This window comes from Enterobacter sp. 2VL (assembly GCF_005503595.1).
Lineage (GTDB): Bacteria > Pseudomonadota > Gammaproteobacteria > Enterobacterales > Enterobacteriaceae > Enterobacter > Enterobacter cancerogenus.
The window spans coordinates 290506-307260 of the sequence record NZ_SCNE01000006.1; the positions used below are offsets into that span (position 1 = coordinate 290506).

Here is a 16755-nt window from a genome sequence, read left to right on the forward strand (position 1 = left end):
AATAAAAAACCCGCCTCGGCGGGTTTTTTTACATCTGTAGGTTCTTAGTTTACCAACGGGATACGTCGATAAAGCTCAATCATATCGCCCGCCAGATCCTGAATGACCATCGCATTCATCAGGTGATCCTGAGAGTGAACGGTGATCAGGTTAACCGGCAGTTTTCCGGTACCTTCATCAAGGCCAATGAGCTGGGTCTGGATGGTGTGCGCGTGCTTAACGTATTCGCGCGACTCCTCCATTGCCTTTTCGGCTTCGTCAAATTCACCTTTGCGTGCCATCTGTAATGCCGTCAGGGCAGCGCTACGCGCCGCGCCTGCGTTGACCAGCAGTTCCATGATCGTTGTTTCTAAGTCTTCCATTATGACTCCAGCAGCTTGAGCGCTTTTTCCAGCACGACATCGCCTTTCATCATGCCGTAATCCATCATGTCGATAACCGCGACCTTTTTACCCAGCGGGTCGGCCTGCGCCTGAAGTTTTGCCTGCTCGTATTTCACCTGTGGCCCCAGTAATACGATGTCAGCCGTTGCGATATTGTCCTTAAATTCCGCGACCGGAACGGCTTTAATGGTTACTTCAACCCCTTTTTTCACTGCGGCATCTTTCATACGTTGAACCAGCATGCTGGTTGACATTCCCGCTGCACAGCATAAAACGATGTTCTTCATAGTCAGCCTCGATCTACATGTGTTTATTGATAATTATCCCGTGCAGTGGGCTTCAACAACCGCTTTACCGCGATTGTGTGTCTGGCATCACAAAGAAATCGGTATTTTTATGAAACCGGTTACAATTTTACATGAACGGCAATTCTGCCCGCCGAAACGGGCGAATGAGGGAGGTGGAAATTAGATCTCTGAGGTAAGCAAAATGCGGTTTTTGCCCTGCTGTTTGGCCTGATACAGGGCGGCATCGACACGGCCAACAAACTGTTCCAGCGGTTCGAACTGCCACTCACCCAGCCCGGCGCTGAAGGTGACATGCAGGTTGTCTTCCCGCCACTCGCGCTGTTCAACGGCGCTACGCCACGCCTCCAGTAACTGCCGGGAGGCTTCGGACCGTTCGGCCTGGAAGATCACCGCGAACTCTTCTCCGCCGTAACGATAAACGGAAACGCTGTGCGGCTGCATCACCTGCAGGCCTTCACGCGCGACGTTGCGCAGGACGATATCGCCGCTCAGATGACCCCAGGTGTCGTTGATCGATTTAAAATTATCGATATCCACCAGCGCCAGCGCGAAAGGCTGATGGTTATTCATCAGCTCTGCCATATCGTTATCGAAAGCGCGGCGATTCTTACAGCCCGTCAGCGCATCGTGGGTGGCCTGTCGGACGTAGGCCAGCTCGCGTTCTTTGTTTGACTGAATGGTGTGGCTGAGCATGGATTCAAGGCGAGGCGCCTGGCTCACGTCGCCGGTTTTAATGGCGTTGATAATATTCATCAGAACGGTGCGGGAAGCATGGCGCAGATAGAGCCCGAACAGCACAATGATAATGGCGGCCAGCGCGAAACCCCAGCTGATGAGCGCTGTCTCGTGGCGGGTAATATCGGCAAGCGTCGCGTCAGATACCCGGTAGATCACAAACCAGTCAGGGTTGGTAAAGGAGTAATAGTAGTACCAGGCATTACTTTTTTGATCGTAAATGTGCCCTTCACCGCTGGTCATTTTATCCATCAGCGCTTCGCTGACGTACCGCTTAAAGAGCGCGCCCGTGTCCGGGTGAAGCACCACCGCGCCATCGCGTTCAACGACGAAGAACTCGCCCTGAACAGGGGCAACCATCTGGCGCAGGGTGTAACCCATTGAGGTCAGATCGAGATGAAACGCCAGGGTGCCTTTCAAACGGCCTTCCGGTGAAATGACCGGCCTGTAAACGGTGACCGTGGGATGGTCGGTGAAGTAGTCCCTGTACGGATGCGTGTAATTGCTGAAGGAGCTGGCCTCGGCCTGGGCGACAAACCACGGGCGGGTACGTGCATCAAACGTTTTGCTTTTATCGGTCGGCAGCACTTCTGGCGCACGCAGATAGTGCCCCTCTGTATCTGCAAGTGAGATCGACGATACGCTCGGCATCAGGTTCTGAAGGTGCATCAGTACCTGCAGCCCCTCTTCAGGATGGGTGCTTAGCGTCTCATTCAGCCGGTTATTGCGGGCGAAAAAGGTCGTGGCGGTACCCAGAATATGATCGTTTTCGCGCAGGATGGATTCGGTGTAGTTGACCGCAAGATTGTGGGTGAAATTACCATTGATCTTATGATACTCATCGAGGAAATTCTTGCGCTGTGTCAGCGTGATAAAGAGCGCAATCAGCACGAAGCTGAACAAGATCCCCGCAAAGCTGAGCATGATCGGCCGGGTAAACGAAAGTTTAGTGCTGTGAAGTGCCATGAGCTGTACATCAATCCCGATGGTGAATGCGTCGCGTAAATCGATATCCTCTCAGCATAGTCGCTGTCCGGATGCTGACAGCCAATTATAAGGAAATGCCTGGGCATGGAGATGATTTATCTTAAGTGTGAATAAGAAAGTGCCTTTTATTTTCGCGGTGAATTGCGTTGGGTGAGAGGGCAGGGCGAAACGAGGAAGAAGCCTTTCGCCCTGGTCAGCGTCCGTTGCTGACCCGCTAAGCATAAAAAAACCGGGCATTGGTCGACAATCACCCGGTTATCATCTTTCGAGCCGCCTCGTAACCTTTCTTCGCGTTTACACCGGGTTTCAGCGTAATTGCGAAGCTCTTCCCAGCCAGCTGTCCCAGTCTTTCCAGACGGGCTGCAGCCCCTGAGCCGTCAGGGCGGCCGCGACCGCTTCCGGCCGTCGGCCATCATGCGGGGCGAACTGCTCCAGTTCAGGGCGTTCATCGGCATAGCCGCCCGGCTGCGTTTTAGAAAAGGCGCTGACGTTGTTTATCGCAAGCGGTATCACCCGATCGCGAAACGCCGGGGCCTCCCGGGTGGAGAGCGATAATTCCACTTCCGGGGCGAGCAGGCGAAACGCGCAGATGGTTTGCACCAGCTGGCGTTCTTCCATGATCGACGCGGGCTCAATGCCGCCCGCGCAAGGGCGCAGCCGGGGAAACGAGATGGAGTAACGGCTCTGCCAGTAGTGCTGCTGGAGCCACAGCAGATGTTCCGCCACCATGTAGCAATCCACTCGCCAGCTGTCGGATAGCCCAATCAGTGCCCCAAGGCCGATTTTATCGATCCCGGCGCGTCCCAGCCTGTCCGGCGTCTCCAGCCGGAAGATAAAGTCCTGTTTCTTGCCTTTCAGGTGATGCCGGGCATACATCGCCTCGTGATAGGTTTCCTGATAAACCATCACGCCGTCCAGACCGAGGGTTTTTAGCTCCGCATACTCTTCCTGCGACAGCGGCTGAACCTCCATCTGCAGCGACGCAAACTCACGGCGAATGGCGGGCAGATGCTGGCGAAAGTAGTCCATTCCGACCTTGCTCTGATGCTCACCGGTGACCAGCAGCAGGTGCTCAAAACCCATCTCCCGTATGGCGGCGCATTCGCGGGCGATTTCATGCTCATCAAGCGTTTTACGCCTGATGCGGTTGCTCATTGAGAAGCCACAATAGGTACAGTCATTGGCGCACAGGTTGGAGAGGTACAGCGGCACGTAAAAACTCACCGTGTTGCCAAAGCGCTGACGGGTGAGCCGCTGCGCGCGCTGCGCCATCGGCTCCAGATAACTGCTGGCCGCCGGCGAGAGCAGGGCCATCATATCGTCGCGGGTCAGGTGGCGGGCAGCTAATGCCCGTTCGACATCCGCCGCGGTTTTGCTGTTGATGCGCAGGGCAATATCATCCCAGTTAAGCTGCCGCCAGCGATCGGTAAAGGTCGGCATCATAACGCCTCCAGAAAACCGGTCAGCGGGCTGGTGGCCTGCGCAAGAACGCTGCGCGAACCGGGGCCAGACTGTCTTGCCAGCAGGCCAGCTTCGACCGCCAGGCGGAAGGCGCGAGCCATCGTAACCGGATCGTCGGCCACGGCGATTGCGGTATTGACCAGCACCGCATCGGCTCCCATTTCCAGCGCCTGGGCGGCATGGCTCGGCACGCCTATACCTGCGTCAACGATAACGGGGACGGTCGCCTGCTCAATGATGATCTCCAGCATCGCGCGGGTTTCCAGCCCCTGATTGGAGCCGATAGGCGCTCCCAGCGGCATCACGGCCGCGCAGCCAACCTCTTCCAGACGTTTACACAGGACGGGGTCGGCCCCGCAGTAGGGCAGGACGGTAAAGCCCTGCTGAACCAGCTTTTCCGCCGCCTTTAGCGTTTCGATGGGATCGGGTAATAGCCAGCGAGCGTCCGGATGAATTTCCAGCTTCAGCCAGGGAGTGTCCAGGGCTTCACGCGCCAGCCGGGCGGCAAAGATGGCCTCCTCCGCCGTTTTCGCGCCGGAAGTATTAGGTAATAGCGTTACGCCTGCGTCCAGCAAAGGTGCCAGAATGGCGTCGCTGTGATGGCGCAGATCCACGCGTTTCAACGCCAGCGTCACCAGCTGGCTACCGCTTTCCCGGATGGCATCTACCATCAGCTGCGGAGAGGCAAATTTCCCGGTTCCGGTAAACAGATGGGAATCAAAGGTTTTATCGGCAATACGTAACATCTCAGCCTCCCGCGATAACCTGAAACAGCAGGATCTGGTCGCCTTCGCTCACCTGCTGATGTTCCCACTGCTCGCGCGGTAGGATCTGTTGATTGAGCGCCAGCGCCGTTCCCGGCCTGAGCTGACGCAGCTTATCGAGCAGTGTGGCTACGGTCTGCCCCTCGTCACACTGCATTGGCTCATCGTTAAACAGGATGCGCATTGTGACCTCCGCATACCGGGCATTGGCCTGCGTGGTGGAGAGCCAGCTGACGCCAGCCGCCGGCGCGGGCGTCGAACAGCCGCAGCGTATTACGCTGCGTTTCCATGCCGCAGAGCAGCGTGATCGCCTCCAGCGCCTGCAACGTTCCCATCACCCCGACCACGGGGCCGGTAATGCCTGCCGTGCGGCAGTTGCGCTCCGGCTCGGCGTCGTCCGGCCACAGGCAGCGGTAACAGCCCTGCGCCCACGGCGGCGTCAGGACCATCATCTGCCCGCCAAAACCGACGGCGCTGGCGGTGATAAGCGGCGTATTGTGCGCGACGCAGGCGGCGTTAATCGCCTGGCGCGTCGCCATATTGTCAGTGCAGTCGAGCACGACGTCAGCCAGCGCAACCTCGCGTCGCAGGCTGTCACCGCTAAGGCGCGTCTGAAGCGCGATGAGTTCGATATCAGGGTTGAGCTGATGCAGCCGCTGGCGGGCAATATCTGCCTTAGGCTGGCCCACATCCGCCGTATTAAACAGGATCTGCCGCTGCAGATTGCTGATGTGAATATCATCGTCATCCGCCAGCACCAGCGTACCGATGCCTGCGCCCGCCAGATAAAGCGCGGCAGGCGAGCCTAATCCACCCAGACCGACGATCAGCACCCGGCTTTCGAGCAGCTTTTGCTGCCCGTCAACGGCGATATCCTCCAGCAGGATCTGGCGGCTGTAGCGCATAAAATCGCGATCATTCATCGCCTGCTCCTGCCAGCCGTAAGAGCTGTGCGGTGGCATCACGCCAGTCATTGGCCTGGGTGATGGCGCTGACGACGGCGATGCTGCCGACGCCGGTCTCCAGAACGGACGGCGCGCGTTCAAGGCTAATCCCGCCGATGGCGACCGTCGGATACTCTGCCAGGCGTTTAACGTGGTCTGCCAGCTGCGCCAGCCCCTGCGGCGCGGAAGGCATTTGCTTGGTTTGCGTCGGGAAAACGTGGCCGAGAGCGATATAAGAAGGACGGGCGGCCAGCGCCACGTCGATCTCCATATCGTCATGCGTCGACACGCCCAGGCGCAGCCCTGCGTCACGAATGGCACTCAGATCGGTGGTTTCCAGATCTTCCTGACCAAGATGAACCCCGTAGGCCTGGTGTTTCACCGCCAACTGCCAGTAGTCGTTGATAAACAGGCGGGCCTGGTAACGACGCCCCAGCGCAATGGCGGCAACCACATCGGCCTCGACCTCGTCATCGCGTTTATCTTTGATACGTAACTGGATCGTGCGCACGCCGGCCTCCAGCAGGCGCGCAATCCACTCGACGCTGTCCACGACCGGGTACAGCCCTAGCCGGAAGGGGACGGAGGGGAAATCGGGCTGGTACATTATGCCTCCTCTTTTTTGAGGTAAATTTCGCCGCCTCTGGCGCGGAAGTTCTCTGACATATCCGCCATCCCGACTTCAATTGCCTGCGCGGCGGCGTAGTCCCGCACTTCCTGGCTGATTTTCATTGAGCAGAATTTTGGGCCGCACATGGAGCAGAAGTGCGCCACCTTCCCGGACTCCTGGGGAAGGGTTTCATCGTGGTAGGCGCGGGCGGTGAACGGGTCGAGCGCGAGGTTGAACTGATCCTCCCAGCGGAATTCGAAGCGCGCCTTTGACATCGCGTTATCGCGGATCTGCGCCCCCGGGTGGCCTTTCGCCAGGTCTGCAGCGTGCGCGGCAATTTTGTAAGTGATAAGCCCCTGTTTCACATCCTCTTTGTTGGGCAAGCCAAGGTGCTCTTTCGGCGTGACGTAGCACAGCATTGCGCAGCCGAACCAGCCAATCATTGCCGCGCCAATACCGGAGGTGAAGTGGTCGTAACCCGGTGCGATATCGGTGGTCAGCGGCCCTAGGGTGTAGAACGGCGCTTCGTGGCAGTGCTCCAGCTCCTCGGTCATGTTACGGCGGATCATTTGCATCGGCACGTGTCCCGGACCTTCAATCATCACCTGCACGTCATACTCCCAAGCGATTTTGGTCAGTTCGCCCAGCGTATGCAGTTCGGCAAACTGCGCTTCGTCGTTGGCATCGCGGATCGATCCCGGACGAAGGCCGTCACCCAGCGAGAGCGAGACGTCATAGGCGGCGCAGATTTCGCAGATTTCGCGGAAGTGTTCATAGAGGAAGTTTTCCTGATGGTGGGACAGGCACCACTTCGCCATAATCGAACCGCCGCGTGAGACGATGCCGGTCAGGCGTTTGGCGGTCATCGGCACGTAGCGCAGCAGCACGCCAGCGTGGATGGTGAAGTAATCCACGCCCTGTTCGGCCTGCTCCAGCAGCGTGTCGCGGAAGGCTTCCCAGGTGAGGTTTTCCGCGATGCCGTTCACTTTCTCCAGCGCCTGATAGATGGGCACTGTGCCAATCGGCACCGGGCTGTTACGCAGGATCCACTCGCGGGTTTCGTGAATATAGCGGCCGGTTGAGAGGTCCATCACCGTGTCCGCGCCCCAGCGCGTAGACCAGACCAGTTTCTCTACCTCTTCTTCGATGGACGAGGTGACCGCAGAGTTACCGATGTTGGCGTTAACCTTCACCAGGAAGTTGCGGCCAATGATCATCGGCTCTGATTCCGGGTGGTTGATGTTGGCAGGGATGATAGCCCGGCCCGCCGCCACTTCGTCACGCACGAATTCCGGCGTGATGTTTTCCGGCAGGCGAGCACCGAACCCTTCGCCCGGATGCTGGTGGCGTAACACCTCGCTGCGGATGCGCTCGCGCCCCATATTTTCACGGATGGCGATAAACTCCATCTCCGGGGTGACAATGCCCTGACGCGCGTAGTGCAGCTGCGTAACGCATTTGCCTGGCTTAGCACGCTTCGGCGTCAGCAGCCCGGTGAAACGCAACGCGTCCAGACCGTCGTCGGCCAGACGCGCGTTGGTATACGCCGAGCTGCGGACGGGCAATTCTTCGCTGTCGTTGCGCGCATCAATCCAGGCCTGGCGCAGCTTCGCCAGACCCTGCTGCACGTTGATCGCAACGGTCGGGTCGCCGTAAGGGCCGGACGTGTCGTACACCGGCACGGCTTCGTTGTCTTCAAACTGCGGCGTCTCTTTGCTGCCGTCGATAAGCGTCGGGCTAAGCTGGATCTCGCGCATCGGGACGCGGATATCAGCCTGAGAGCCAGTGATGTAAATGCGTGTTGAGTTCGGGAAAGCGGTGCCTTCCAGGGTGTCGATGAAGCGTTGGGCGTATTCGCGCTGTTCGCGACGGGTCAGTTTAGTTGCAGACATAGCTCATTCCAAAGGTGAAGGACATGGCTTGTCAGACGACGGATGAAGCAAGAGGAGATCGCCCGAAAGGCGATACAACAGCAGTTTGACTCTTGTTCCCTTCGCAGGTATTAGCCTGATCAGGTTCCGCGGATCCCGAATTAACGGTCTCAGCCCGCGTTTTTCCAAACGCTGGGCACTCCGACAAGAAAAACCCCTCCGAAGAGGGACGATAGATGTAAATTACTCGTTAACGATTAAGAACTCAAGCCGGCCGCGCGATGTTGTCTTCGTTGCTGACCTTCAGGTCATTATCCAGCACGAGTACGATCAGCTTATCTTCCAGCGTGAATCGCTCCTCCAGCGCTTCACCGAGATCGGACAGCGCCTGCTGGAACTCGAGATAATTATCGTGATCGATCGCGTTCTCGAGCGTGGAGTCGTAGTACGCCATGATCCGCTGGGTGTTGGCTTCCAGCAGCGAACAGAGTTTGCTGGCGGCTAAATAGGGATTTGTGCCTTCCATTTCACGGACAATGCGTTCATAAATATTGAAATGCCCGTCGGAAAGGTAGTCGACCAGGCTTTGACAAAAATCGTCCAGCGCTTTTTCATTCAGCCGCATGAAGGATTCTTTGCCAGGCTTAATACCGACCAGATTGTAATACGCCACGAGGAGATGCTTGCGGTCATGTAGCCAGCGATCCACCAGGTTGTTACTTCCTCCAACGCGCTCAGTCAGGCTTTCTAGCTGGTTTAACATGTTCGACTCCACAAGGTTTAGAATTGAATCTGCTTATCCAAAATGTAACCACAATGCTAACAACATGTCAGTGAAGCGAAGGTAGTGCAATAGATATGGATCGTATTATTGAAAAATCAGATCTGGGTTGGTGGATCGTCAGTCACGAACAAAAGTTATGGTTGCCCGCCGGGACACTGCCTTACGGAGCGGCGGAAACCTTCGATCTTGTCGGCTTGCCCGCGCTGAGGATCGGCGAATGGCAGGGCGATCCGGTGTGGTTGATCCAGCAATCTCGTCGCCACGATATGGGATCGGTTCGTCAGGTGCTCGATCTTGACGCTGGCCTGTTCCAGCTGGCGGGCCGCGGCGTGCAGCTGGCGGAGTTTTACCGCTCGCATAAATTCTGCGGCTACTGCGGCCATACCATGCACCCGAGCAAAACCGAGTCGGCGATGCTCTGTAGCCACTGCCGCGAACGTTACTACCCGCAAATTGCGCCGTGCATCATTGTGGCCATTCGTCGCGAGGATTCCATCCTGCTGGCGCAGCATACCCGCCATCGTAACGGCATTCATACCGTGCTGGCCGGGTTCGTCGAAGTTGGCGAAACGCTGGAGCAGGCGGTCGCGCGTGAAGTCATGGAGGAGAGCAGTATCAGGGTGAAAAACCTGCGCTATGTGACGTCTCAGCCGTGGCCCTTCCCGATGTCTTTAATGACGGCGTTTATGGCGGATTACGATAGCGGCGAGATCGTTATCGACCAAAAAGAGCTGCTGGAGGCGAACTGGTATCGCTATGACGATTTACCGCTGTTACCCCCGCCGGGGACGGTGGCGCGTCGGCTGATAGAAGATACCGTGGCAATGTGTCGGGCCGAGTATGAGTAGTGTTACACTGAGGCCATGACGCTTAAGGAACTGCAAAAATGACCGAACTGAAGAACGATCGTTATCTGCGTGCGCTGCTGCGCCAGCCCGTTGATGTCACCCCGGTGTGGATGATGCGCCAGGCGGGACGCTATCTGCCAGAGTACAAAGCCACGCGTGCGCAGGCGGGCGATTTTATGTCGCTGTGCAAAAACGCCGAGCTGGCCTGTGAAGTGACGCTCCAGCCGCTGCGTCGCTTTCCACTGGATGCCGCCATTCTCTTTTCAGACATTTTGACCATTCCGGATGCGATGGGGCTTGGGCTCTATTTCGAAACCGGCGAAGGCCCGCGTTTCACCTCCCCGATTAAAAGTAAAGCCGACGTTGATAAGCTGCCAATCCCCGATCCCGAAGGCGAACTGGGCTACGTGATGAACGCGGTGCGCACCATTCGTCGTGAGCTGAAGGGCGAAGTGCCGCTGATTGGCTTCTCCGGCAGCCCGTGGACGCTGGCGACCTACATGGTTGAAGGCGGCAGCAGCAAAGCCTTCACGGTCATCAAAAAAATGATGTACGCCGAGCCGCTGGCCCTGCATGCGCTGCTCGACAAGCTGGCGAAAAGCGTCACGCTTTACCTTAACGCGCAGATTAAAGCGGGCGCGCAGTCGGTGATGATTTTTGATACCTGGGGCGGCGTGCTGACCGGGCGCGATTACCAGCAGTTCTCGCTGTACTACATGCACAAAATCGTCGACGGCCTGCTGCGTGAAAACGAAGGTCGCCGCGTGCCGGTCACCCTGTTTACCAAAGGCGGCGGGCAGTGGCTGGAAGCGCTGGCCGCAACCGGCTGTGATGCGCTGGGTCTTGACTGGACCACCGACATTGGCGAGGCGCGCCGTCGCGTGGGCGACAAAGTGGCGCTGCAGGGCAACATGGACCCGTCCATGCTTTATGCCCAGCCTGCCCGCATTGAAGAAGAAGTGTCGACTATACTGTCTGCTTTCGGCCAGGGTGAAGGCCACGTCTTTAACCTCGGCCACGGCATTCATCAGGATGTGCCGCCAGAACACGCAGGCGTCTTTGTGGAGGCGGTGCATCGGCTTTCTGCCCAGTATCACAAGTAAGGAGTGGTTATGGATCTCGCGTCGTTACGCGCTCAACAGATAGAACTTGCCTCATCCGTGATCCGCGAGGATCGTCTGGATACGGATCCCCCGCAGTACATCGGCGGCGCGGACGTGGGGTTCGAGCAGGGCGGGGAAGTGACGCGGGCGGCGATGGTGGTTCTTAAGTACCCCTCGCTTGAGCTGGTGGAGTACAAAGTGGCGCGTATCGCCACCACCATGCCTTACATTCCCGGTTTTCTCTCCTTCCGTGAATACCCCGCGCTGCTCGCAGCGTGGGAGCAACTCTCGCAAAAGCCCGACCTGCTGTTCGTTGATGGACACGGCATCTCTCACCCGCGCCGCCTGGGCGTTGCCAGCCACTTTGGGCTGCTGGTGGATGTGCCGACCATCGGCGTCGCCAAGAAACGCCTCTGTGGGAAGTTTGAGCCGCTCTCCGCCGAGCCGGGCGCTCTGGCACCGCTTATTGATAAAGGCGAGCAGCTGGCGTGGGTCTGGCGCAGTAAAGCCCGCTGCAATCCGCTGTTCATTGCTACCGGGCATCGGGTCAGTATGGATAGCGCGCTGGCATGGGTACAACGCTGTATGAAGGGCTACCGTTTACCGGAGCCAACGCGCTGGGCCGATGCCGTGGCGTCCTCGCGTCCGGCATTTGTTCGTTGGCAGGAAATTCAGCCATGATTCAGGTAAACTGCGGCTAATTTTCGATTCGAGACATCATCATGTTACAAAACCCGATTCATCTGCGCCTTGAGAAGCTGGAAAGCTGGCAGCACGTCACCTTTATGGCCTGCCTGTGCGAGCGCATGTATCCCAACTATGCCACGTTCTGCAAGCAGACTGAATTTGGTGAAGGCCAGATCTATCGCCGCATCCTGGACTTGATCTGGGAAACGCTGACGGTAAAAGATGCCAAAGTTAACTTCGACTCTCAGCTCGAAAAGCTGGAAGAGGCAATCCCGGCGGCGGATGACTATGATGTGTATGGCGTCTACCCGGCGATTGACGCCTGCGTCGCGTTAAGCGAACTGATCCACTCTCGTCTGAGCGGCGAAACGCTGGAACATGCGATTGAGGTAAGTAAGGCGTCCATCACCACCGTCGCGATGCTGGAAATGACGCAGGAAGGTCGTGAAATGACCGACGAAGAGCTGCGTGCCAACCCGGCGGTTGAGCAGGAATGGGACATCCAGTGGGAAATTTTCCGCCTGCTGGCAGAGTGTGAAGAACGCGACATTGAGCTGATCAAAGGGCTGCGCGCGGACTTACGTGAGGCGGGTGAGAGTAATATTGGTATAGTTTTTAACCAATGAGACAACAAAACGTGATTTAACGCCTGTTTTGTCGTACCTCAACTCTTCCCTTCTGCCCCCCGTCTGGTCTACATTTGGGGGGCGAAAAAAAGTGGCTATCGGTGCGTGTATGCAGGAGAGTGCTTTTTTGGCATTTTCGTCGCACTCGATGCTTAGCAAGCGATAAACACATTGAAAGGATAACTTATGAACAAGACTCAACTGATTGATGTAATTGCGGACAAGGCTGATCTGTCTAAAGTGCAGGCTAAAGCTGCTCTGGAATCTACCCTGGCTGCTATTACTGAGTCTCTGAAAGAAGGCGATGCTGTACAACTGGTTGGTTTCGGTACCTTCAAAGTGAACCACCGCGCTGAGCGTACTGGCCGCAACCCGCAGACCGGTAAAGAAATCAAAATCGCCGCAGCTAACGTGCCGGCATTTGTTTCTGGTAAAGCACTGAAAGACGCAGTTAAGTAAGACGCGTGGCAGTGAACAGTTTTAACGAAGGGGCGGCAACGCCCCTTTTGTCATTCTGTCGCGGAACGCTCGCGCTGGCAGGCGTGCTGTTACTGTCTGCCTGTAGCCATGATGCCTCCCTTCCTCCGTTTACCGCCAGCGGTTACGCGGATAACCAGGGTGCGGTCAGGATGTGGCGCAAAGATTCCAGCGGGGAAGTGCACCTTCTTTCCGCATTCAGCCCGTGGCATACCGGTAATACCTCGACCGCAGAGTATCGCTGGCAGGGGGATTCCCTCTCCCTTATCGAGCTGAATATCTACAGTAAGACCCCCGAACATGTGAAAGTGCGTTTTGATGACCATGGCGAGCTGAGCTTTATGCAGCGCGAGGTCAGCGGTCATAAACAGCAGCTTTCCAGCGAGCAAATAGCCCTCTACCGCTATCGTGCCGAACAGATCCGCCAGACCAGCGATGCGCTGCGTCTGGGGCGCGTAGTGCTGCGCCAGGGGCGATGGCATGCCGATGGTACGGTAACGACCTGTGAAGGGCAGACGGTGAAGCCTGAGCTGGAATCCTGGGCAACCGAACATATTGAACGTCGTCAGCGTCACTCTTCTATGGAAGTGAGTATCGCGTGGCTTGAAGCGCCGGAAGGTTCTCAGCTGCTGCTGGTGGCGAACGAAGATTTCTGCACCTGGCAGCCGACGGAAAAGAGTTTTTGAGCAATATACCCTCTCCCAGAGGGAGAGGGTTGGGTGAGGGGGAACAGACGACTCTTACTCGCCCTGCTCACGCGCAATCGCGCGATAACCGATATCCTGGCGGCTGAAGCTGCCGTTCCAGTGGATATCCGCCATCAGCGCATAGGCGCGCTTCTGTGCTTCCGCAACGGTGTGACCCAGCGCGGTCGCGCACAGTACGCGGCCACCGTTGGTCAGGACGCGATCGTCGTCAGACAGCGTTGTGCCCGCATGGAACACCTTTGCGTCGTCTACCGCTTCCAGCGGCAGGCCGTGGATCTCGTCACCGGTGTTGTAATTCCCCGGATAACCGCCCGCCGCAATCACCACGCCCAGAGAGGCACGCTCGTCCCACTCGGACGTTTTCTCGTCGAGCTTGCCTTCGCAGGCCGCCAGGCACAGTTCAACCAGATCCGATTTCATGCGCAGCATGATGGGCTGCGTTTCCGGATCGCCGAAGCGGCAGTTAAATTCGATCACCTTCGGGTTGCCCTGCTTGTCGATCATCAGGCCCGCATAGAGGAAACCGGTGTAGGTGTTGCCTTCCGCCGCCATCCCTTTAACGGTAGGCCAGATGATGCGCTCCATGGTGCGCTGATGCACTTCGTCAGTGACCACTGGCGCAGGGGAGTAAGCACCCATCCCACCGGTATTCGGACCGGTGTCTGCGTTACCCACGCGCTTATGATCCTGGCTGGTCGCCATCGGCAGGACGTGCTCGCCGTCGACCATCACGATAAAGCTCGCCTCTTCACCGTCGAGAAACTCTTCGATGACGATGCGATGGCCCGCATCGCCAAAGGCGTTGCCAGCCAGCATGTCCTGCACTGCGGCTTCCGCTTCTTCAAGCGTCATCGCCACGATCACGCCTTTACCGGCGGCCAGACCGTCGGCCTTAATCACAATCGGCGCGCCTTTTTCACGCAGATACGCCAGCGCTGGCTCTACCTCGGTGAAGTTCTGGTATTCCGCCGTCGGGATGTGATGACGCGCAAGGAAATCTTTGGTGAAGGCTTTTGAACCTTCCAGCTGCGCGGCGCCTTCCGTCGGGCCGAAGATGGTCAGCCCGGCTTCGCGGAATGCGTCAACCACGCCAATCACCAGCGGCGCTTCCGGACCGACGATGGTCAGATCGATATTCTCATTTTGGGCAAAGCTCAGCAGTGCCGGGATATCGGTCACGCCAATGGCGACGTTCTGCAGCGTGGGCTCCAGGGCAGTGCCGGCATTGCCCGGCGCCACAAAGACGGTTTCCACTCGCGGAGACTGCGCGGCTTTCCACGCCAGCGCGTGCTCGCGGCCGCCATTACCAATCACTAATACTTTCATTTTCTGCTCCGGGAATTAATGGCGGAAGTGACGCATGTCGGTGAAGATCATCGCGATGCCGTGTTCGTCAGCTGCGGCAATCACTTCTTCATCGCGAATGGAGCCGCCAGGCTGGATCACGCAGGTGATGCCCACCGCCGCTGCCGCGTCGATGCCGTCGCGGAACGGGAAGAAGGCGTCGGAGGCCATGGCGGACCCTTTCACTTCCAGCCCTTCGTCGCCTGCTTTAATACCGGCAATTTTCGCCGAGTAAACGCGGCTCATCTGGCCTGCGCCTATTCCGATGGTCATGTTCTCTTTCGCGTAGACAATGGCGTTGGATTTCACGAACTTCGCGACCTTCCAGCAGAACAGCGCGTCACGCAGTTCCTGCTCGGTTGGCTGACGTTTGGTCACCACGCGCAGGTCGGCCTCTGTCACCATACCCAGATCGCGATCCTGAACCAGCAAACCGCCGTTCACGCGTTTGAAGTCCAGGCCCGGCACGCGATCAGCCCACTGACCGCAAACCAGGACGCGCACGTTTTGCTTCGCCGCGGTAATTTTCAGGGCTTCTTCAGACGCTGATGGCGCAATGATCACTTCGACAAACTGACGCGAGATAATGGCCTGCGCGGTTTGCGCATCCAGCTCACGGTTGAAGGCAATAATGCCGCCAAACGCGGAGGTCGGGTCGGTTTTGTAGGCGCGATCATAGGCATCCAGAACAGAGGTGCTTACCGCCACGCCGCACGGGTTCGCGTGCTTGACGATAACGCAGGCCGGCTCGCTGAACGCTTTCACGCATTCCAGCGCAGCGTCGGTGTCAGCAATATTGTTGTAGGAGAGCGCTTTGCCCTGAACCTGCTGAGCGGTGGCAACCGAGGCTTCTTTTACCTCTTCTTCTATATAGAAGGCTGCCTGCTGGTGGCTGTTCTCGCCGTAGCGCATATCCTGCTTCTTAATGAAGTTCAGGTTCAGCGTGCGCGGGAAGCGGCCAGATGGAGCGTTGCTTTCGCCATGGTAGGCGGGCACCAGGCTGCCGAAGTAGTTGGCGATCATGCTGTCGTAGGCGGCGGTGTGCTCGAAGGCTTTGATGGCGAGGTCGAAACGGGTTGCGAGGGTTAATGAACCTTCATTGGCGTCCATCTCATTAATAATGGCGCTGTAGTCGCTGCTCTTGACCACGATAGCCACATCTTTATGGTTCTTAGCTGCGGAGCGCACCATGGTCGGGCCGCCGATATCAATATTCTCTACGGCATCTTCCAGCGAGCAACCTTCGCGGGCTACGGTCTGGGCGAACGGGTAGAGGTTAACGACAACCATGTCGATAGGTGCGATGCCATGCTGTTCCATAATGCCGTCATCCTGACCGCGACGGCCAAGAATGCCGCCGTGCACTTTCGGGTGCAGGGTTTTGACGCGTCCATCCATCATTTCCGGGAAACCGGTGTAATCAGAGACTTCGGTAACCGGCAAACCTTTCTCTGCTAACAGGCGAGCGGTACCGCCTGTGGACAGCAGCTCCACACCGCGTGCAGAAAGTGCCTGAGCGAATTCAACGATACCGGCTTTATCAGAGACACTGAGCAGAGCGCGGCGGACTGGACGACGTTGTTGCATGGTAAATCCCCTGGATTTCACGATTACAGAGAGCGTTAGATGAATTTTTCCTGTGAAAAACTCATCTAACACACCTGGCGGGGCATGCCTGTTAAGCGCGAGCATTTTAACGAAAACGTTTGCGCAACGCTCGCACAATTTCACTTTTTCGTATCATTGTGGATAAGTCTGTGTGTAAAAAGGTATAAGGCGGGGTTTTGCTGTGGAATGCAGCAGCCAGTCATTTTTCTGTCATTTAGCGGTTGCGGCGGCGCGAGAACTCCCTATAATGCGCCTCCATCGACACGGCAGATGTGAATCACTTCACACAACAACCGGTTCGGTTGAAGAGAAAAAATCCTGAGATTCAGGGTTGACTCTGAAAGAGGAAAGCGTAATATACGCCACCTCGCGACAGAGCGCTAAAGCGCGTCGCAACTGCTCTTTAACAATTTATCAGACAATCTGTGTGGGCACTCAAAGTGACATGGATTCTTAATGTCTTCGGACAATAAATGAATACCAAGTCTCTGAGTGAACATACGTAATT

18 protein-coding genes and 1 riboswitch are annotated in these 16755 nt (G+C 57.2%); of the genes, 6 read left to right on the forward strand and 12 right to left on the reverse strand.

Features of this window, described 5'->3' with window-relative positions; all coding sequences use genetic code 11:
* Positions 1-44: 44 nt before the first annotated feature.
* From FFS28_RS16240 to FFS28_RS16285, 10 genes are all read right to left on the reverse strand, one after another.
* The gene (locus tag FFS28_RS16240; RefSeq protein WP_008503455.1) at positions 45-362 is read right to left on the reverse strand and encodes a PTS lactose/cellobiose transporter subunit IIA; all 318 of its coding nucleotides are present in this window, start codon (positions 360-362) and stop codon (positions 45-47) included.
* Positions 362-670: a PTS sugar transporter subunit IIB gene (locus FFS28_RS16245; protein WP_137903475.1), complete on the reverse strand. Its 309-nt coding sequence runs from the start codon at positions 668-670 to the stop codon at positions 362-364. Before FFS28_RS16245 ends, FFS28_RS16240 begins: the two co-directional genes overlap by 1 nt.
* 180 nt (positions 671-850) lie before the next feature.
* Positions 851-2392, reverse strand: coding sequence for a sensor domain-containing diguanylate cyclase (locus tag FFS28_RS16250; protein WP_137903476.1), 1542 nt, complete (start codon positions 2390-2392; stop codon positions 851-853).
* A gap of 327 nt (positions 2393-2719) precedes the next feature.
* Positions 2720-3853, reverse strand: a complete 1134-nt coding sequence (thiH, locus tag FFS28_RS16255) for a 2-iminoacetate synthase ThiH (protein WP_137903485.1) — start codon at positions 3851-3853, stop codon at positions 2720-2722.
* Positions 3853-4620 (reverse strand): thiazole synthase, encoded by a 768-nt coding sequence (thiG, locus tag FFS28_RS16260; RefSeq protein ID WP_137903477.1) that lies wholly within the window; start codon positions 4618-4620, stop codon positions 3853-3855. The genes thiH and thiG overlap by 1 nt, the downstream gene beginning before the upstream one ends.
* Before the next feature lies 1 nt (position 4621).
* Positions 4622-4822, reverse strand: a complete 201-nt coding sequence (thiS, locus tag FFS28_RS16265) for a sulfur carrier protein ThiS (RefSeq protein WP_006176757.1) — start codon at positions 4820-4822, stop codon at positions 4622-4624.
* Positions 4806-5561 carry a HesA/MoeB/ThiF family protein gene (locus FFS28_RS16270; protein ID WP_137903478.1) on the reverse strand — a complete coding sequence of 252 codons (756 nt, stop codon included), beginning with the start codon at positions 5559-5561 and terminating at the stop codon, positions 4806-4808. Before FFS28_RS16270 ends, thiS begins: the two co-directional genes overlap by 17 nt.
* A complete protein-coding gene (gene thiE / locus FFS28_RS16275) occupies positions 5554-6189 on the reverse strand; it encodes a thiamine phosphate synthase (protein WP_137273557.1) in 636 nt (211 codons plus the stop codon). Before thiE ends, FFS28_RS16270 begins: the two co-directional genes overlap by 8 nt.
* The gene (thiC, locus tag FFS28_RS16280; protein ID WP_137903479.1) at positions 6189-8084 is read right to left on the reverse strand and encodes a phosphomethylpyrimidine synthase ThiC; all 1896 of its coding nucleotides are present in this window, start codon (positions 8082-8084) and stop codon (positions 6189-6191) included. Before thiC ends, thiE begins: the two co-directional genes overlap by 1 nt.
* 79 nt (positions 8085-8163) lie before the next feature.
* Positions 8164-8277: riboswitch (TPP riboswitch) on the reverse strand.
* Between the two features lie 51 nt (positions 8278-8328).
* Positions 8329-8826: an Rsd/AlgQ family anti-sigma factor gene (locus FFS28_RS16285; RefSeq protein WP_006176761.1), complete on the reverse strand. Its 498-nt coding sequence runs from the start codon at positions 8824-8826 to the stop codon at positions 8329-8331.
* A gap of 95 nt (positions 8827-8921) precedes the next feature.
* Here FFS28_RS16285 and nudC point away from each other — a divergent pair, with 95 nt between their 5' ends.
* The 6 genes from nudC (at position 8922) to FFS28_RS16315 (ending at position 13274) form a co-directional block, all read left to right on the forward strand.
* Positions 8922-9695 (forward strand): NAD(+) diphosphatase, encoded by a 774-nt coding sequence (nudC, locus tag FFS28_RS16290; RefSeq protein ID WP_006176762.1) that lies wholly within the window; start codon positions 8922-8924, stop codon positions 9693-9695.
* Positions 9696-9733: 38 nt separating this feature from the next.
* The gene (gene hemE, locus FFS28_RS16295) at positions 9734-10798 is read left to right on the forward strand and encodes a uroporphyrinogen decarboxylase (RefSeq protein WP_058610862.1); all 1065 of its coding nucleotides are present in this window, start codon (positions 9734-9736) and stop codon (positions 10796-10798) included.
* Between the two features lie 9 nt (positions 10799-10807).
* Positions 10808-11479 carry a deoxyribonuclease V gene (gene nfi / locus FFS28_RS16300; protein WP_006176764.1) on the forward strand — a complete coding sequence of 224 codons (672 nt, stop codon included), beginning with the start codon at positions 10808-10810 and terminating at the stop codon, positions 11477-11479.
* A 41-nt stretch (positions 11480-11520) separates the two neighbouring features.
* A complete protein-coding gene (locus FFS28_RS16305) occupies positions 11521-12111 on the forward strand; it encodes a YjaG family protein (RefSeq protein WP_006176765.1) in 591 nt (196 codons plus the stop codon).
* Positions 12112-12297: 186 nt separating this feature from the next.
* The gene (gene hupA / locus FFS28_RS16310) at positions 12298-12570 is read left to right on the forward strand and encodes a nucleoid-associated protein HU-alpha (protein ID WP_002445246.1); all 273 of its coding nucleotides are present in this window, start codon (positions 12298-12300) and stop codon (positions 12568-12570) included.
* A gap of 11 nt (positions 12571-12581) precedes the next feature.
* Complete coding sequence (locus FFS28_RS16315; RefSeq protein ID WP_102891712.1) at positions 12582-13274, forward strand: DUF1481 domain-containing protein; 693 nt, start codon at positions 12582-12584, stop codon at positions 13272-13274.
* Between the two features lie 54 nt (positions 13275-13328).
* On the opposite strand, the gene purD is transcribed toward FFS28_RS16315, so the two are convergent.
* Positions 13329-14621, reverse strand: a complete 1293-nt coding sequence (gene purD / locus FFS28_RS16320; protein WP_137903480.1) for a phosphoribosylamine--glycine ligase — start codon at positions 14619-14621, stop codon at positions 13329-13331.
* Positions 14622-14636: 15 nt separating this feature from the next.
* Complete coding sequence (purH, locus tag FFS28_RS16325; protein ID WP_137273553.1) at positions 14637-16226, reverse strand: bifunctional phosphoribosylaminoimidazolecarboxamide formyltransferase/IMP cyclohydrolase; 1590 nt, start codon at positions 16224-16226, stop codon at positions 14637-14639.
* Positions 16227-16755 lie beyond the last annotated feature (529 nt).

What these genes read in the sequence shown, in the direction of transcription:
- FFS28_RS16240 (WP_008503455.1), bottom strand. Translation starts at nt 362, where the DNA reads ATGGAAGACTTAGAAACAACGATCATGGAACTGCTGGTCAACGCAGGC.
- FFS28_RS16245 (WP_137903475.1), bottom strand. Translation starts at nt 670, where the DNA reads ATGAAGAACATCGTTTTATGCTGTGCAGCGGGAATGTCAACCAGCATG.
- FFS28_RS16250 (WP_137903476.1), bottom strand. Translation starts at nt 2,392, where the DNA reads ATGGCACTTCACAGCACTAAACTTTCGTTTACCCGGCCGATCATGCTC.
- thiH (WP_137903485.1), bottom strand. Translation starts at nt 3,853, where the DNA reads ATGCCGACCTTTACCGATCGCTGGCGGCAGCTTAACTGGGATGATATT.
- thiG (WP_137903477.1), bottom strand. Translation starts at nt 4,620, where the DNA reads ATGTTACGTATTGCCGATAAAACCTTTGATTCCCATCTGTTTACCGGA.
- thiS (WP_006176757.1), bottom strand. Translation starts at nt 4,822, where the DNA reads ATGCGCATCCTGTTTAACGATGAGCCAATGCAGTGTGACGAGGGGCAG.
- FFS28_RS16270 (WP_137903478.1), bottom strand. Translation starts at nt 5,561, where the DNA reads ATGAATGATCGCGATTTTATGCGCTACAGCCGCCAGATCCTGCTGGAG.
- thiE (WP_137273557.1), bottom strand. Translation starts at nt 6,189, where the DNA reads ATGTACCAGCCCGATTTCCCCTCCGTCCCCTTCCGGCTAGGGCTGTAC.
- thiC (WP_137903479.1), bottom strand. Translation starts at nt 8,084, where the DNA reads ATGTCTGCAACTAAACTGACCCGTCGCGAACAGCGCGAATACGCCCAA.
- FFS28_RS16285 (WP_006176761.1), bottom strand. Translation starts at nt 8,826, where the DNA reads ATGTTAAACCAGCTAGAAAGCCTGACTGAGCGCGTTGGAGGAAGTAAC.
- nudC (WP_006176762.1), top strand. Translation starts at nt 8,922, where the DNA reads ATGGATCGTATTATTGAAAAATCAGATCTGGGTTGGTGGATCGTCAGT.
- hemE (WP_058610862.1), top strand. Translation starts at nt 9,734, where the DNA reads ATGACCGAACTGAAGAACGATCGTTATCTGCGTGCGCTGCTGCGCCAG.
- nfi (WP_006176764.1), top strand. Translation starts at nt 10,808, where the DNA reads ATGGATCTCGCGTCGTTACGCGCTCAACAGATAGAACTTGCCTCATCC.
- FFS28_RS16305 (WP_006176765.1), top strand. Translation starts at nt 11,521, where the DNA reads ATGTTACAAAACCCGATTCATCTGCGCCTTGAGAAGCTGGAAAGCTGG.
- hupA (WP_002445246.1), top strand. Translation starts at nt 12,298, where the DNA reads ATGAACAAGACTCAACTGATTGATGTAATTGCGGACAAGGCTGATCTG.
- purD (WP_137903480.1), bottom strand. Translation starts at nt 14,621, where the DNA reads ATGAAAGTATTAGTGATTGGTAATGGCGGCCGCGAGCACGCGCTGGCG.
- purH (WP_137273553.1), bottom strand. Translation starts at nt 16,226, where the DNA reads ATGCAACAACGTCGTCCAGTCCGCCGCGCTCTGCTCAGTGTCTCTGAT.